This is a genomic window from Pseudomonas sp. GM25 (assembly GCF_000282255.1).
Classification (GTDB): Bacteria; Pseudomonadota; Gammaproteobacteria; order Pseudomonadales; family Pseudomonadaceae; genus Aquipseudomonas; species Aquipseudomonas aphyarum.
Map to the genome: position 1 here is coordinate 62,902 of NZ_AKJQ01000003.1, position 12,887 is coordinate 75,788.

A 12,887-nucleotide genomic window follows, 5' to 3' on the forward strand; every position below is an offset into this window, starting at 1 on the left:
CCTGCACTCATCAGATGGGGGTGGCGACTTTGCCGACCGTCCCGACTCCTGCTTCCACCGGGCTCTGCGCCTTGCACGCCTGACTCAACGTCAACGACTTGGTCTCCGGCGCCCACGCCCACGACAACAACGCGCCAATCCCCAGAATCGCCGCAAGAATCCCCATCGTCGGGCTCAGACCAATCCCCGCCACACTCACCGGCAACAGGAATGTACTGACCGCCGAACCGAGGCGGCTGACGGCCGTCGCCAGACCAATCCCGCTGGCCCGCACCTCCGTCGGGAAACTCTCCGCCGGGAACACGCCCACCAGATTGCTCACCGCCGACAGCACCAGCGTGAACACACCGAACACCAGCACCATCAGCCACGCCGCGCTGCCCGGCAACACCGCCAGCAGAAACAACGCCACCGCCAGAATGATGAACGAGTTGATCAGAAACCCGCGCCGGGTGAACTTGATCGTGCACCAGATGCCGATCAGTGCGCCGAGGATCAGCAGCATGTTGAGCATCAGTTCGGTGCCGAAGCCTTCGGCCAGGCCCATCTTCTGCAGGATCGACGGCAGAAAGGTGTAGATGGCGAAGTACGGCATGACGATGCAGACGAAGAACAGGCAGTTGAACGCCGTGCGCTTGCGGTATTCGCGGCTGAACAGCACCGCATAGCCCGAGCGGGTTTCCGTGGAGCGGGTTTCATCCAGCTCGACGTTATCGCCCAAGTGCTTTTTGACGATGGCACGGGCTTCGGCCACCCGGCCCTGATTGACCAGCCAGCGTGGCGATTCCGGTGTGCCGATTCGCGCGATCAGAATCAACGCGGCGGGGATCGCCGACGACGCCAGCATCCAGCGCCAGGCATCGTCACCGAGACTGAGCATGGCGGTGCCGACAAAGGTCGCCGCGACGTAACCGAAGGTCCAGATCACGCTGAACGAGCCCAGCAACACGCCGCGATGTTTCTTCGGCGCGAATTCCGCGAGCATTGCGTGGCCGACGCTGAAATCACCGCCCAGGCCGATGCCGATCAGCACCCGACAGAGGAACAGGCTCATGGCGGTTTCGACGTAGAACTGCATCACCGAAGCGATCGTGATCAGCACGAAACTGACCAGGAAGATTTTCTGCCGGCCGACCTTGTCCGAGATCCAGCCGAAAAACAGACTGCCGAGAAACAGACCGATCAGCGCCGATGCGCCGATCAGGCCCTGCCAGAACGCATCGAGCTGCATCTGCGGGCTGAGCAAGGTGAACGCGATGCCAATCAGGCCAAGGATATAGCCGTCGGTGAAGTGCGCGCCGAAGGTCAGGCCGGCGATCTTGATGTGGAAGCGCCCGATGGGCAGGTCATCGATCTTTACGGGTTGAGCGGACATGTTCGTCTCCAATTGTTGTTATTGACGGAGAAACGGAAAGCTCTGGGAGAAACCTGCGGGAGCGAACTCCCACAGGTTTCGGGGAGGCCTAGAGACCGCCCATCAACAGGTATTTGATCTCCAGATAGTCATCCAGACCGTACTTCGAACCTTCACGCCCAAGGCCCGATTCCTTGATGCCACCGAACGGCGCCACCTCCGTGGAGATGATCCCTTCGTTGATGCCGACCATCCCGGCTTCCAGCCCTTCGGCCATGCGCCAGACGCGGCCGATGTCGCGGCTGTAGAAGTACGCCGACAGACCGAACGGCGTGTCGTTGGCGCGCGCCAGCACTTCGGCTTCGTCCTTGAAGCGGAAGCACGCGGCCACCGGGCCGAAGGTTTCGTCCTGGGCGATGAGCATGTCGCCGTTGGCTTCGGTGAGGATGGTCGGCTCGTAGAACGTGCCGCCCAAGGCATGACGACGACCGCCACACAACAGCGTGGCGCCCTTCTCCAGCGCATCGCTGACGTGGGCTTCAACCTTGGCCAGCGCAGCGGCGTTGATCAGCGGACCTTGCTCGGTGTCACCGTCCAGCGCACTGCCCACACGCATCGCCGCCACGGCTTCGGCGAGTCTGCCGGTGAAGGCTTCGTAGACGCCGTCCTGAATAAAGAAGCGGTTGACGCACACGCAGGTCTGCCCGGTGTTGCGGAATTTCGAGGCCATCGCGCCTTTCACGGCCGCGTCGATGTCGGCATCGTCGAAGACAATGAACGGCGCGTTGCCGCCCAGTTCCAGTGAGACTTTTTTCAGAGTGTCGGCGGCCTGGCGCATCAACAATTTGCCGGTGCGGGTCGAGCCGGTGAACGACAGCTTGCGCACCACGCTGGACGCTTGCAGCGCGCCGCCGATGGCCACCGCATCGCCGGAGACGATGTTGAACACACCGGCCGGAATCCCGGCCTGCTCGGCCAGCACCGCCAGGGCAAATGCCGACAGCGGGGTTTCTTCCGACGGTTTCAGGATCATCGTGCAACCCGCCGCCAGCGCCGGGCCGACCTTGCGGGTGACCATCGCCAACGGGAAGTTCCAAGGGGTGATTGCCGCGACCACGCCGATGGCTTCCTTGGTCACGATGATCCGCGCATCGGCCTTGTGGCTCGGGATCACATCACCGTAGGCACGCTTGGCTTCTTCACCGAACCACTCGAGAAAACTCGCGGCGTAGACCACTTCGCCCTTGGCTTCGGCCAGCGGTTTGCCTTGTTCGCAGCTGAGCAAGGTCGCCAGTTCCTGCTGGTTGGCGAGCATCAGATCGCTCCAGCGTTTCAGGCGCTGACTGCGCTCCTTGGCCGTGAGTTTGCGCCACGCTGGCAAGGCACGATTGGCGGCTTCGATGGCGAGGTTGGTTTCCTCGGCACCGGCCTTTTGCACGTCAGTGATCAACTCACCGTTGGCCGGGTTGCGTACCGGATAAGTCGCACCACCTTGACCCCATTGGCCGTCGATGAAGTTGCCGTGACGGATCAATTCGCTCATGCCACCGCCCCCTGCAACGTGAAGCGTTCCTGCCCTGGACGGGCCGTGCGCAGGATGCGTTTGCCGGCGGTGTAATCGTTGATCACGTCGCACGGAGTGTAGTTGCGTTCCAGCTCGTGCAGCTCTTCCGCATCGAGTCTGGTTTCCAATGCCGCCAGTGCGCTGTCGAACTGCGCGGTGGTGTCGGCGCCGACCAACATGCAGTCCACGCCCGGATGATTGGCGACCCAGGCCTGGGCGATCTGCGCGTTCGACACGCCACGGGCACGGGCCACGCGCTGCACCGAATGAGCGATTTCGAACGAGGCTTCGTCGCTGTACATCTGCTGGGTGAAGAAGTCGGTCTGGTTGCGGGTCGATTGCACATCACCGGTCAACAGGCCACGCGCCAACGGGCTGAACACCGACACGCCGATGCCCTGATCGCGGCAGAACGGAATCATCTCGCGCTCTTCTTCGCGATAAGCGCAGTTCAGTTGCAGCTGCATGTTGATCGGCTTGACCCAGCCATTGCGCTCGCAGGCCATGAGGATTTTCGCCAGCTGGCCGGTGAGCATGGTCGAGACGCCGATGTAGCGCGCCTTGCCCGAACGCACGATGTCGTTCAGTGCGCCCATGGTTTCCTCGACCGGAGTGTTCACGTCGAAGTAATGCAGCATGAACACGTCGACGTAATCCATGTCCAGACGCTTCAGCGACGCATCGATGCTGTCCATGATGTGTTTGCGCGAATGGCCGCTGGCGTTGATGCCGTTGCGGGTGCCGTAACCGACCTTGGTGGTGATCACCAGGTCTTCGCGACGGGCCAGACGCTTGACGATGCGCCCTACCACTTCCTCGCCGACACCGGCGGAATAGAAGTCCGCCAGGTCGATGAAGTTCACGCCGTTGTTGAGGGCGTGAGCGACGATCGGTTCGCTTTGTTTTTCATTGAAGATCCACGGTTTCCAGTCCGGGGTGCCCATGTTCATGGTGCCCAGGCACAGGCGGGAGACTTGCAGGCCGGAGTTGCCCAAACGGATGTATTGCATGGTGCGGACCTCAGGCTTTTGGCGTGTAGAAAGGGTTGCTGATGTGGTTGACCACATCCTTGAGCTGCGCGGTTTCCGGCTTGCCGGTCAGGGCGGCGCGGATCGCTGTGCGGCAGGCGTTGTAGTTGTTCAGGTAGACCGCATCGAGGTCATCGCAGGCCGGGTTGACCCAGTTGGCGGTGACGATCGCCCACTCGTCTTCGGCTTCCGGTGGCAGCGTGCCGTCGAGCAGCGCTTCGAGCACAGCCTTGGCGATACCGGCCTGTGAAGCGCCCCACGTCGCGTTACCGTGCAGATCGCTGCTGATGGCAGCCTTGTTGACGTACAGGGTCATCGGCTTGACCGGAATGTTCGGCTGGGCAATCACCATGAACGGGCAATGGCCCTGGCTCGGCGACGCCAGACTGTTGGCGAACGCCTGCCCTGCCGGGCCGTTGCGCGGGCCGATCAGGATATTGATGTGCGCGGCGTTCACGCCCGGGCCTTCGAAACCTTCACCGATGTACAGGTCGAGTTCTTTCATCAGTCATTACTCTTTGCGATGCAGAGGGATTTTTTTTGGGGTGATCGACAGCTCACGCAGACCGGATGGCCAACGGGATCAATAACGGACGTGGGGAGACGCGAAGGGAGAATCGGGACATGGCTGCAAACGCTCTCTGGTTGTTATTGATGAGCTGTGTTTGCGATTTTTTAACACCGGGGATCGGGCCGGCCGTAACCATTAAAAATCATGGGGCCATGAGGTTTAGTCATAGCCCCGGCGGGGGAGGATTCAGGCGGGGGTTTCTTCGGGCAGGCGATGCTCGCGACAGATCAGTTCGATTTCCGGCGGTGCCAACGCTTCGCCGGTCAATCCGCAGACGGCGCCGGCAGTCGATGCCTGGTGAAAACGACAAGTCCGGCAAAGCCCGTAACTGGGTACGTTTTCGCTGTGTTGAATGTGGCGCAGCAACTCCAGCAACAAGACCTCCAGATCGCCGGCACGCGCGCCCATGCGTTGCGCGGCATCGCTCAGGAAATCCGGCGGCATCACTGCGTCGATCAGTTCGCGCGCAGTGGTCGTCAATTCCAGATGCACGCTGCGTTTGTCTCGGGCGTCCGGAACCTTGGTCAGAAAACCATGGGTCTCCAGCGCCTTGAGTGACTGCGACACCGTGCCCTTGGTCAGGCCGAGGTAATCGGTGACCGCCAGCGGCGTATTCGAATAGCGGTTGCACCGCGCCAGATACAGCAGCGCACTGAGTTGAATCGGTTGCAGTTCGGCCAGCAGCGGGTGCTCGCGAAACCACACACGGGTCAGGCTCGACAATCTTTCCAGCAGGTCAAACAACACGGTCATCGCCTGTTTCAATGGGATCGATAAATAGTATCGTTTAAAAACCTTATTGACAAAAAACAGTGCCACCTTAGGATTGCGGTGTCGATTCGAAACTTAAACCGCACATCGAGGCATCCCATGAAAACCGCATTGGCATTGACCATCAGCACGCTTCTGGCAACACAAGCCTGGGCCCACGGACCTGAAGGCATTCACAGCGAACCCGGTAAAACCGACGCCGCGTTCGACCTGGTTCACACCCGTGTTTTCAAGGACGGCGACACGCTGGTCTTCGAACAATTGGTCGATGGCAAGGCCGGCAGCCGCGTGCCGACCGCCAAGGGTTCATTCGCCGGCGCCGAGGTTTACAGCTACGTCTGGCCCACCAGCCTCGACAGCGGCGCCGTCGGTTTTGAAGCGAACTCCGGCATCCTCGCCCTCGCCCTGACCTCGCACCCGGACTTCGATGACACCCCGCAGCTGGATGAAAACAAGGACGGCAAGAAGGACAACGACGGCGGCCTCTGGCACTCGCACTGGGTGGTCCTGAGCAAGGATGAAAGCTGCGGCCCCGGTGGGCTGAAAGTGCGCGACATCCCCAAGGACGCCAAACCGAAACTACCCGCGACCTGGCCCGGCGCGCCGATTTACATCGACTCCCCCGGCTACGACCTGAGCGTGAAACAGAACGCCGCGCAGATCCGCGTGCCGCTGGCTGCCGTCGGTTTCCCGCAAAGCTTCAACTATGACGGCGTCACCGCAGCGTTGAAGGTCAATGCCGACCTGCACAACCCGCTGCTGTGTGTCAGCAGCGTCTACGACATCGCCTCGGGCAACCTTTCGCTGCCCGGCACCTGGAAAATGCAGGAGAGCCAATAATGTTCGTCAAAGTATTCGATACCCACGTGCGCACCAAAGATGGCCGCTATCTTCATTTCGACGTGCTGACCGATCGCGAAGCCGAAGCCGCGAAGGCTTACGCCCGGCAGTTCCTGATGGACAACGGCTTGCAGGACGAAGACATTTCCCAGAGCCAGTGTCTGTTCTGCCACAGCGAGCCGGCCAATCCGCAGGTCGCCAAGGCCATCGCCGAAGACGGCTATTTCATCATCACTCTGCAAGGTTTCGAGGAGTAGCACCATGACCCGTTATCAGCCGTTGAACTGTGATCTGCACGACTACCTGGAAATCGCCTGCCTGCGCGGCTATCAGCTGGACATCGAGTTGATTGACGGTCAGCAGCTGATGGCCCGGGCCGTGACCACGCGAACCAGCAGCGACAAAGAAGAATTCCTGGTGATCGAGCAACAAGGCGCGCAACAGGAAATTCGCCTCGATCAACTGCTCGCCATCACACCTCAGGAGGCCAACGCCGAGTTCGGTCGGGTGGTCCTTGCCGGAGGAGTTTGCGGAATCTGAACGAAAAAAAATCCCGCCCGGCATCAACCGGGCGGGATTTTCTATGACACGACGTTTTACGCGACGACAGGGATCATCGGATCCGCAGCCGCCAGCGCGATGGCACGGTCAGCCGCTGGTGGGTAGATCCATTGGGTGTTGATCTGGGTTTTGAGCGACTTGCCCTCTTCTTTCACCAGTTTCACCTGACGATCCCAGCCTTCGGTGTACACCGCGCCCCAAGCGCCGAGGTCGAGGCAGGTCACGTACTTCGGTTGGCTGTACGGCGTCGGGTCTACACCCAGAATCTGCGCCGCGACGTTGTTGCCAGCGTGACGACCGAGGGAAATCGCGTGCTGGCAGGTCATCAGGGCGAAGTTGCCGACATCGTCGGTGGCCGCGTAAGCCACGTCGCCGGTGGCGAAGATGTCGTCCTGGCCGATGACTTTCAGGTTGGCATCAACGTGCAGGCGGCCCTGGCGATCTCGCTCGGCAGGAATCTGCTCGGTCAGGGAGCTGGCGCGTACACCGGTGGTCCAGACCACGGTTTTTGCCTCGATACGCTGGCCGTCCGACAGGGTCACGCCGTTTTCATCGACTGACAGCACCGACACACCCAGTCGCCATTCAACGCCCAGTTCCTCACTCGCTTCGGCAATCGACACGCTGATCGCTTCGCCCATGGAAGCGCCGACTTTCTGCGCACGGTCAACGATGATCACTTGAACATTGGCATCGTCGCCCAGCACGGCCCGCAGACGCGCCGGCATTTCAGTGGCGGTTTCGATACCGGTGAAACCACCGCCGGCGACGACCACGGTGTTGCGCGCCTGGCTTTCAGGCTGACCGATCAGGGAATCCAGATGGTTTTCCAGGCGGATGGCGGCTTCGATCTGATCGACGTCAAACGCGTATTGCGCCACGCCCGGGGTGTCCGGCAGGGCCAGGCCACTGCCGGAGGCCAGCACCAGTTTGTCGTAGTTGAACACCTGCTGCGCACCGGCTGCGTCGGTGTAGCCCACGGTTTTCGCCTGTACGTCGATGGTGTTCGCGGCGCCTTTGATGAAGTTGACGCCGACCGCGTCGAACAGATCGCCCAGCGGCGCCGCAAGCGTGTGGGCATTCGGCTCGTAGAAACGCGGACGTACGCGCAGCTCGGCTTGCGGCGCCAACACGGTTACGTCGATGTTGTCCCGATTGTGAATGTCGACCAGACGCGTGGCGCTCAACGCCGTCCACATGCCACCGAAACCTGCGCCGATTACCAGAATGTGCTGTTTCATTGTTCTCTCCAGGCACGAAGCCAAGTCACTGAATGAGGTTGAAGGATTCACATCATCGGGAGCGGACACGTCTGTATTTTTCAAGAACGCGAAAGGCTGCTCACCGGATAACGGCGACTGTATTGGTCGCCTTTAAATCCGACAAGTCAGATTTTGTGATGATTAGCATCGAAAACTTCGATAGCTCAGATTGAACTGAATCACCCTCTTTAACTCGTTGATTTAGCTGAAAACTACGAAAAACAGGATTCTCATAGCCAAAAACCCAGGGCGTTCCCGATTTGTTTGCCACGAACAACCCTGATAACATCGGCGACAAATACAGTCGGAGATAGTTATGTCGCTTTACAGTGCGGGGGTCGAGTACGGCATTCACTGCCTGGCCTTTCTGGTGGGCAGCGGCGGTGACAGTCGTGAAGCCAGCGTGCGCGACCTGGCAGAGCTGCAAGGGGTGCCGCTGGATTACCTGGCGAAGATCTTCACCAAACTGGCCAAGGGCAAACTGGTGGAGTCCACTGGCGGCGTGCGCGGCGGCTTCACCCTGGCGCGTCCGGCGGATGAAATCACCCTGCTCGACATCGTCAATGCCATCGATGGTCCCAAGAACATTTTCGAATGCCGGGACATTCGTGGACGCTGCGCGCTGTTCGACGGCTCGCCGCCGGACTGGGCGCTGGACGGCACTTGCTCGATTCACGCCGCGATGATGACCGCGCAAAAGCGTATGGAAGAAGCCCTCGCCCAGCAGACCATCCTCGACATCGCCAGAAAGGTCGGGCGCAAGGCACCGGCAGGGTTCAACAGCCAGGTGGAAGACTGGATGCAGGATCGTCGGGAAAAGAAGACCGGCGGTGCCGGCATCCCGCTCACCGATATCTCGGACTGAACTCGATCAGCAGGCAAAAAAAAGCAGAAACCGGTCACCGGTTTCTGCTTTTTTCATTTCGACCTTACAGGCAGTCGCGTACCGCTTTACGCAACGACCCGGACTTCGCCCACGGCGGCCCCTGATACAGGGAGACGCGGCTGCCGTCCTTGTACTTGACCACATCGAGAATCTCGTCGGCGGTGACGATGCTCGGCGCGGTGATCCGGTAGCCATTGGAAATCGCTGTCTGGGACGTCTTGGCAACGTCCTGCTGCCACAGCGGCAATAAACACGCGGCGTAGTCCTTGGGAGTCTTGTCGCTGGTCTTGCTGACATTCGGCTCGCCCGGCACCAGTGACGCAGGCAACGAACAACCGGCCAATGCCGCCATCAGCATCCCCCCGATCAACATCCGCATGGTGATTCCTTCATCTGAAAAAACGCGAATGTACCCTGTAACTGTTCGGACATCCATCGTAGCGCTCTGCCTGTATTCCCCGAAAACCGGGCCACTCAGCTCACCGACAGAAGACCTTGCCCCACACCGGAAAAATGCGGCTACTCTGTTTTACCGAGAATGTTCCGGAGGTGATCATGCGGCTCAATGAATACGAACACGAACTTCAGCGTGACCTGCAAAGCGTGGCATCGGACCTGAGATGGTCGGCGGTAGACCTCAAGCGCATCGCCGAGCAACTGCGCCAGTCGGGCAACGAGGCGGACGCCCAGGCGGTGCTGCGATCATGCGAGGTGCTGCAAAGCGATGAAGAACGCCTGCAACTGTATGCCCGGGAAGTGAAAGCCCGCGCCATCAGCCGAACCAAAGTCCACTGATCCTCACGCAGCCCACAGCAAAAAGCCCCGGACAACCGGGGCTTTTTCTTCACAGACCTTCAGTCTGCCTTGCGACCGCGTGCGCGGCTTTTGTACCCCGGCAGCGCGGCGGCGTACGCCAGCGCTTCCTCGCGACTGGCAAACGATGCGAGCCGGTCACCCTGCGTGCAGACCCGCCACGGGCCGTTGTTCACGCTGAGTACGTCGTAGCCATTCATGTGCATTTTGTTCAGCATCGCCATGCTCATAGGCACCTCCTGTCTGGTAACGAACTTTTCCACCTTACACCCGCAACACTCTGACGTGCCGACCGAACGTCGCACCGCAGCCGCGTCAAGTCTCCGGCACTTTTGCCGCTGCCAGGCACTCAGAAGCTGTAAACCGGTAGCGGCCCAAATATTGCTAATTCATGACAGTTTTATGACAACCGGCAATCGGGTAACACATGAAAGTACGAGCAACCGTCATCTGCGAGCAGGATCGACACATTCTCCTGGTGCGCAAACCCAGGTGCCGCTGGACGCTTCCGGGGGGCACCGTCGAACCGGGAGAAACCCGCGCGCAAGCTGCCGTCCGTGAGCTCCGGGAAGAAACCGGGCTGGACAGCGATGACATGCTCTATCTGATGGAATTGCAGAACGGCAGCACCCGCCACCACGTCTACGAGGCTTCGGTGCTGAACATTGATCAGGTTCGCCCGCTGAATGAAATCGTCGACTGTCTCTGGCACCCGCTGGATGCGGTGCAGAATCTGAACGTCAGTGACGCCACGCTGAGCATCGTCCGCGCCTTTCAGCGACGTCTTTGACCGTCAGCCGGCGAAAGCCCGGCGTCCGGCGCTCATTTCGGTGCGCAATTCACCGATGAAATTGGAGATGTCACGAATGGTGACCAGATGCTCCGGGGACACCCCGTTGAGCAACAGGTTGACCCGCCCGCTGTCGGGTTCGTAAACCTTGATCTGCAAGAGGCCCTGCGCCGTTTCGGTGCAATCGCAATACAGCGGCGAAAAGCCGGATTCGACGATGCGGCAAATGTCGGTAATGGCAATCATGGGGGCACGCCTCACAGGCGCAGGCTCGGGCGACCCGATCAGCATAGATGAGCTTTTGTCGCCTTGCTCTCACCGACACCCGCAAAATTTGCCAACCGCTTCACATCTTCAAATCGCCGCACTCAGTGGGCGTCGTGATCCCAGATCCAGTTCCAGATCCCCGGCAGGTTCACCGGTTTCGACGACTCGCCCACCGTGCGCGCCAGCGCGGCTTTTTCCAGCGCCGCGCGATCGTCATAGAACGGTTTGTCTGCCAGTCGCACGCCGGTGGCGGCGGCGCTGTCGAGCAGAATCTGCAAGTACTCGCGGGTGTGACGGGCGGTGTAGCGGTTGAGGTCATGGAAGGTCACCACCACCGGAATCACCCCGTCCACCGTTGGCAACTCGCCGAGGGCAATCCGTTCGCGGACTTCCGACAGCTGACGCAGCATGTTCGCCCGCCGCCGGGGGCTGGCGTTGAAGCCCCAGATCTTGCCGTCGTTGGCGCTCAGGTCGGTCAGCAACACCTGCATGTGGTGCTGCTCATAGGCGGCGAAGGTACGTTTGTCGTAGTTCCAGAACGGCGGACGCAGCAATGTCGGCGGCGCGCCGGTGATCGCCGCGATGTCCGCCGCGCCGTTGGTCAACGTGGTTTCGAGCTCATCCGGGTCGAGCAATCGATGATTGGTGTGCCAATGGGTGGCGGTGTGAAAGCCCAGAATGTGCCCTTCGGCGTGCCCGCGGCGCATGACCCGCCGGCCGATCTCGCTGTTGCCCGCTCGGGGCGCTCGGGTCTGCACGAAAAACACCGCTTTGATCCCCGGCTGTAGCGGGTTGTCCTTGAGGCTGTCGAGCACGGTGTCGGTGGGATTGAAAAAACTCGAAGCGCTGGGGCCGTCATCGAAGGTCAACAGAAAGCGCACAGGCGCCTGCTCTTTGAGCCGGGCTTCGGTCTGCGCGGTCATTTCGATGGGAGCGGCGATGCACCCGGCCAGCCCGACGGCCACCACCATCGCGCTGAAAAGCTTGAACCACTGTGTCATGTTTTGCCTTGAGCTCGACCGTTGCGGTCATGTTGTCGATTGGCAAAACTCCTTCGCCGCTGCTGCCTCCCTGCGACCCATTGAGATGGGCCGAGGTTGGATAAAGATACACAGGGTTTGGTTCCGGCGCTCGCTCAGCGTGCCAGTGCCTGTTGAAACGAGCTGTCGATGATCCCCGCCGTGGCCAGCGGAGCCGGCAGCGCCTTGACCTTGAACAGGAAGTCGGCGGTGCTTTGCAGATCGGCGGCGGCCTGTTGATCGACCGGGCCGACCGTCATGTGCGCCTGGCGCAACCAGTGCCGCGAAACCTGCTGATCGAGGTTGGCCTTCTTCGCCCACAGGTCGGCGTATTCGTCGGTGTGGCTGTCGACCCAGGCCCGGGCCTGCTTCAGGCGCCCGAGAAAATCGGCGATCGCTTCACGCTTGCTGTCGATGGACGGCGCCGATGCCGCAATCGCGCTCAAGCCCGGCATCAGGTTTTTCGCCGTGAGAATCGGACGCGCACCGGAGAACACGATCTGCTGGGAAATATAGGGTTCCCAGACCGGGAACGCATCGATGCTGCCTTGTGGTAGCGCGGCGGCTGCATCGATCGGCATCAGCTTGACGAAATCGACGTAATTTTCCGGTAAACCGCCCTGCTCCAGCGCTCGCAAGGTCAATTGCTGACTCCAGGCACCCGGCCAGTAGGCGACTTTCTTGCCTTTAAGGTCCTCGATGGTTTTCACCGGCGAATCCTTGGGCACCAACAGGGCGATGGTGTCCGGGTTCTGTCGCGCCACACCGATCAGTTTCACCGGCGCCTGTTTGGCAGCCAGGAACAAAAATCCTGAATCCCCCAGAAAACCCAGATCAAGCGACCCGGTCTGCAACGCCTCGGCCAATGGCGCGGCAGCCTGGAAGTGTTTCCAGTCGACCGTGTAAGGCGCGTCCTTCAACACGCCGGAAGCCTCTATGGACGCGCGGATGTTGTAGTAATTCTGGTCGCCGACGTGCAGGACCAAGGGTTCGGCAGCGTAGGTCAATGGCGTGGCAAACAATGCACTGGTCAACGCGGCGCGTAGGAAACGTGAGAGCTTCATGGCGAGTCCTGCAGAAGGGATTTTTATAGACCATAACGCTCTTACAAATCAGATTTGAAATTCGATTAGCGCATAAGCTCAGCACCTTCCCGCCTCA

17 protein-coding genes are annotated in these 12,887 nt (G+C 60.5%); 6 read left to right on the plus strand and 11 right to left on the minus strand.

Features of this window, described 5'->3' with window-relative positions:
• Nucleotides 1-10: 10 nt before the first annotated feature.
• The 5 genes from PMI24_RS00520 to PMI24_RS00540 form a co-directional block, all read right to left on the minus strand.
• Entirely contained in the window at nucleotides 11-1,375 is a 1,365-nt protein-coding gene (locus PMI24_RS00520; protein ID WP_007950490.1) for an MFS transporter, read from the minus strand.
• An 88-nt stretch (nucleotides 1,376-1,463) separates the two neighbouring features.
• Nucleotides 1,464-2,897: an NAD-dependent succinate-semialdehyde dehydrogenase gene (locus PMI24_RS00525; RefSeq protein ID WP_007950491.1), complete on the minus strand. Its 1,434-nt coding sequence runs from the start codon at nucleotides 2,895-2,897 to the stop codon at nucleotides 1,464-1,466.
• Nucleotides 2,894-3,928, minus strand: coding sequence for an aldo/keto reductase (locus tag PMI24_RS00530; protein ID WP_007950492.1), 1,035 nt, complete (start codon nucleotides 3,926-3,928; stop codon nucleotides 2,894-2,896). The genes PMI24_RS00525 and PMI24_RS00530 overlap by 4 nt, the downstream gene beginning before the upstream one ends.
• Before the next feature lie 10 nt (nucleotides 3,929-3,938).
• On the minus strand, nucleotides 3,939-4,451 hold the full coding sequence (fae, locus tag PMI24_RS00535) for a formaldehyde-activating enzyme (RefSeq protein WP_007950493.1): 513 nt from the start codon (nucleotides 4,449-4,451) through the stop codon (nucleotides 3,939-3,941).
• A 252-nt stretch (nucleotides 4,452-4,703) separates the two neighbouring features.
• Complete coding sequence (locus PMI24_RS00540) at nucleotides 4,704-5,270, minus strand: MarR family winged helix-turn-helix transcriptional regulator (protein WP_007950494.1); 567 nt, start codon at nucleotides 5,268-5,270, stop codon at nucleotides 4,704-4,706.
• Nucleotides 5,271-5,387: 117 nt separating this feature from the next.
• Here PMI24_RS00540 and PMI24_RS00545 point away from each other — a divergent pair, with 117 nt between their 5' ends.
• The 3 genes from PMI24_RS00545 to PMI24_RS00555 are packed head-to-tail and all read left to right on the plus strand — an operon-like array spanning nucleotide 5,388 to nucleotide 6,668.
• On the plus strand, nucleotides 5,388-6,128 hold the full coding sequence (locus PMI24_RS00545; RefSeq protein ID WP_007950495.1) for a hypothetical protein: 741 nt from the start codon (nucleotides 5,388-5,390) through the stop codon (nucleotides 6,126-6,128).
• Entirely contained in the window at nucleotides 6,128-6,385 is a 258-nt protein-coding gene (locus PMI24_RS00550) for a DUF2024 family protein (protein ID WP_007950496.1), read from the plus strand. The genes PMI24_RS00545 and PMI24_RS00550 overlap by 1 nt, the downstream gene beginning before the upstream one ends.
• A gap of 4 nt (nucleotides 6,386-6,389) precedes the next feature.
• Entirely contained in the window at nucleotides 6,390-6,668 is a 279-nt protein-coding gene (locus tag PMI24_RS00555) for a Rho-binding antiterminator (RefSeq protein ID WP_007950497.1), read from the plus strand.
• 56 nt (nucleotides 6,669-6,724) lie between these two features.
• Here PMI24_RS00555 and PMI24_RS00560 read toward each other — a convergent pair whose 3' ends face one another.
• Entirely contained in the window at nucleotides 6,725-7,930 is a 1,206-nt protein-coding gene (locus PMI24_RS00560; RefSeq protein ID WP_007950498.1) for an NAD(P)/FAD-dependent oxidoreductase, read from the minus strand.
• Between the two features lie 337 nt (nucleotides 7,931-8,267).
• Between PMI24_RS00560 and PMI24_RS00565 the strand changes: the two genes are divergently transcribed.
• The gene (locus PMI24_RS00565; RefSeq protein ID WP_007950499.1) at nucleotides 8,268-8,816 is read left to right on the plus strand and encodes an RrF2 family transcriptional regulator; all 549 of its coding nucleotides are present in this window, start codon (nucleotides 8,268-8,270) and stop codon (nucleotides 8,814-8,816) included.
• Nucleotides 8,817-8,880: 64 nt separating this feature from the next.
• On the opposite strand, the gene PMI24_RS00570 is transcribed toward PMI24_RS00565, so the two are convergent.
• Complete coding sequence (locus PMI24_RS00570; protein WP_007950500.1) at nucleotides 8,881-9,216, minus strand: hypothetical protein; 336 nt, start codon at nucleotides 9,214-9,216, stop codon at nucleotides 8,881-8,883.
• A 176-nt stretch (nucleotides 9,217-9,392) separates the two neighbouring features.
• On the opposite strand from PMI24_RS00570, the gene PMI24_RS00575 reads away from it, so the two are divergent.
• Entirely contained in the window at nucleotides 9,393-9,632 is a 240-nt protein-coding gene (locus PMI24_RS00575; RefSeq protein WP_007950501.1) for a hypothetical protein, read from the plus strand.
• Between the two features lie 59 nt (nucleotides 9,633-9,691).
• Here PMI24_RS00575 and PMI24_RS00580 read toward each other — a convergent pair whose 3' ends face one another.
• On the minus strand, nucleotides 9,692-9,880 hold the full coding sequence (locus PMI24_RS00580) for a hypothetical protein (protein WP_007950503.1): 189 nt from the start codon (nucleotides 9,878-9,880) through the stop codon (nucleotides 9,692-9,694).
• Nucleotides 9,881-10,077: 197 nt separating this feature from the next.
• On the opposite strand from PMI24_RS00580, the gene PMI24_RS00585 reads away from it, so the two are divergent.
• Entirely contained in the window at nucleotides 10,078-10,440 is a 363-nt protein-coding gene (locus PMI24_RS00585) for an NUDIX hydrolase (RefSeq protein ID WP_007950505.1), read from the plus strand.
• 3 nt (nucleotides 10,441-10,443) lie between these two features.
• On the opposite strand, the gene PMI24_RS00590 is transcribed toward PMI24_RS00585, so the two are convergent.
• From PMI24_RS00590 to PMI24_RS00600, 3 genes are all read right to left on the minus strand, one after another.
• The gene (locus PMI24_RS00590) at nucleotides 10,444-10,686 is read right to left on the minus strand and encodes a DUF1652 domain-containing protein (RefSeq protein ID WP_007950507.1); all 243 of its coding nucleotides are present in this window, start codon (nucleotides 10,684-10,686) and stop codon (nucleotides 10,444-10,446) included.
• Between the two features lie 122 nt (nucleotides 10,687-10,808).
• On the minus strand, nucleotides 10,809-11,708 hold the full coding sequence (locus PMI24_RS00595; protein ID WP_007950508.1) for a polysaccharide deacetylase family protein: 900 nt from the start codon (nucleotides 11,706-11,708) through the stop codon (nucleotides 10,809-10,811).
• Nucleotides 11,709-11,842: 134 nt separating this feature from the next.
• Nucleotides 11,843-12,790, minus strand: coding sequence for an ABC transporter substrate-binding protein (locus PMI24_RS00600; RefSeq protein WP_007950509.1), 948 nt, complete (start codon nucleotides 12,788-12,790; stop codon nucleotides 11,843-11,845).
• Nucleotides 12,791-12,887 lie beyond the last annotated feature (97 nt).

Excerpts from the sequence above, each read along its gene's own strand:
- PMI24_RS00595 (WP_007950508.1), bottom strand. The coding sequence starts at position 11,708 with ATGACACAGTGGTTCAAGCTTTTCAGCGCGATGGTGGTGGCCGTCGGG.
- PMI24_RS00545 (WP_007950495.1), top strand. The coding sequence starts at position 5,388 with ATGAAAACCGCATTGGCATTGACCATCAGCACGCTTCTGGCAACACAA.
- fae (WP_007950493.1), bottom strand. The coding sequence starts at position 4,451 with ATGAAAGAACTCGACCTGTACATCGGTGAAGGTTTCGAAGGCCCGGGC.
- PMI24_RS00570 (WP_007950500.1), bottom strand. The coding sequence starts at position 9,216 with ATGCGGATGTTGATCGGGGGGATGCTGATGGCGGCATTGGCCGGTTGT.
- PMI24_RS00600 (WP_007950509.1), bottom strand. The coding sequence starts at position 12,790 with ATGAAGCTCTCACGTTTCCTACGCGCCGCGTTGACCAGTGCATTGTTT.
- PMI24_RS00550 (WP_007950496.1), top strand. The coding sequence starts at position 6,128 with ATGTTCGTCAAAGTATTCGATACCCACGTGCGCACCAAAGATGGCCGC.
- PMI24_RS00520 (WP_007950490.1), bottom strand. The coding sequence starts at position 1,375 with ATGTCCGCTCAACCCGTAAAGATCGATGACCTGCCCATCGGGCGCTTC.
- PMI24_RS00555 (WP_007950497.1), top strand. The coding sequence starts at position 6,390 with ATGACCCGTTATCAGCCGTTGAACTGTGATCTGCACGACTACCTGGAA.
- PMI24_RS00580 (WP_007950503.1), bottom strand. The coding sequence starts at position 9,880 with ATGAGCATGGCGATGCTGAACAAAATGCACATGAATGGCTACGACGTA.
- PMI24_RS00575 (WP_007950501.1), top strand. The coding sequence starts at position 9,393 with ATGCGGCTCAATGAATACGAACACGAACTTCAGCGTGACCTGCAAAGC.
- PMI24_RS00540 (WP_007950494.1), bottom strand. The coding sequence starts at position 5,270 with ATGACCGTGTTGTTTGACCTGCTGGAAAGATTGTCGAGCCTGACCCGT.
- PMI24_RS00525 (WP_007950491.1), bottom strand. The coding sequence starts at position 2,897 with ATGAGCGAATTGATCCGTCACGGCAACTTCATCGACGGCCAATGGGGT.
- PMI24_RS00590 (WP_007950507.1), bottom strand. The coding sequence starts at position 10,686 with ATGATTGCCATTACCGACATTTGCCGCATCGTCGAATCCGGCTTTTCG.
- PMI24_RS00560 (WP_007950498.1), bottom strand. The coding sequence starts at position 7,930 with ATGAAACAGCACATTCTGGTAATCGGCGCAGGTTTCGGTGGCATGTGG.
- PMI24_RS00585 (WP_007950505.1), top strand. The coding sequence starts at position 10,078 with ATGAAAGTACGAGCAACCGTCATCTGCGAGCAGGATCGACACATTCTC.
- PMI24_RS00565 (WP_007950499.1), top strand. The coding sequence starts at position 8,268 with ATGTCGCTTTACAGTGCGGGGGTCGAGTACGGCATTCACTGCCTGGCC.
- PMI24_RS00530 (WP_007950492.1), bottom strand. The coding sequence starts at position 3,928 with ATGCAATACATCCGTTTGGGCAACTCCGGCCTGCAAGTCTCCCGCCTG.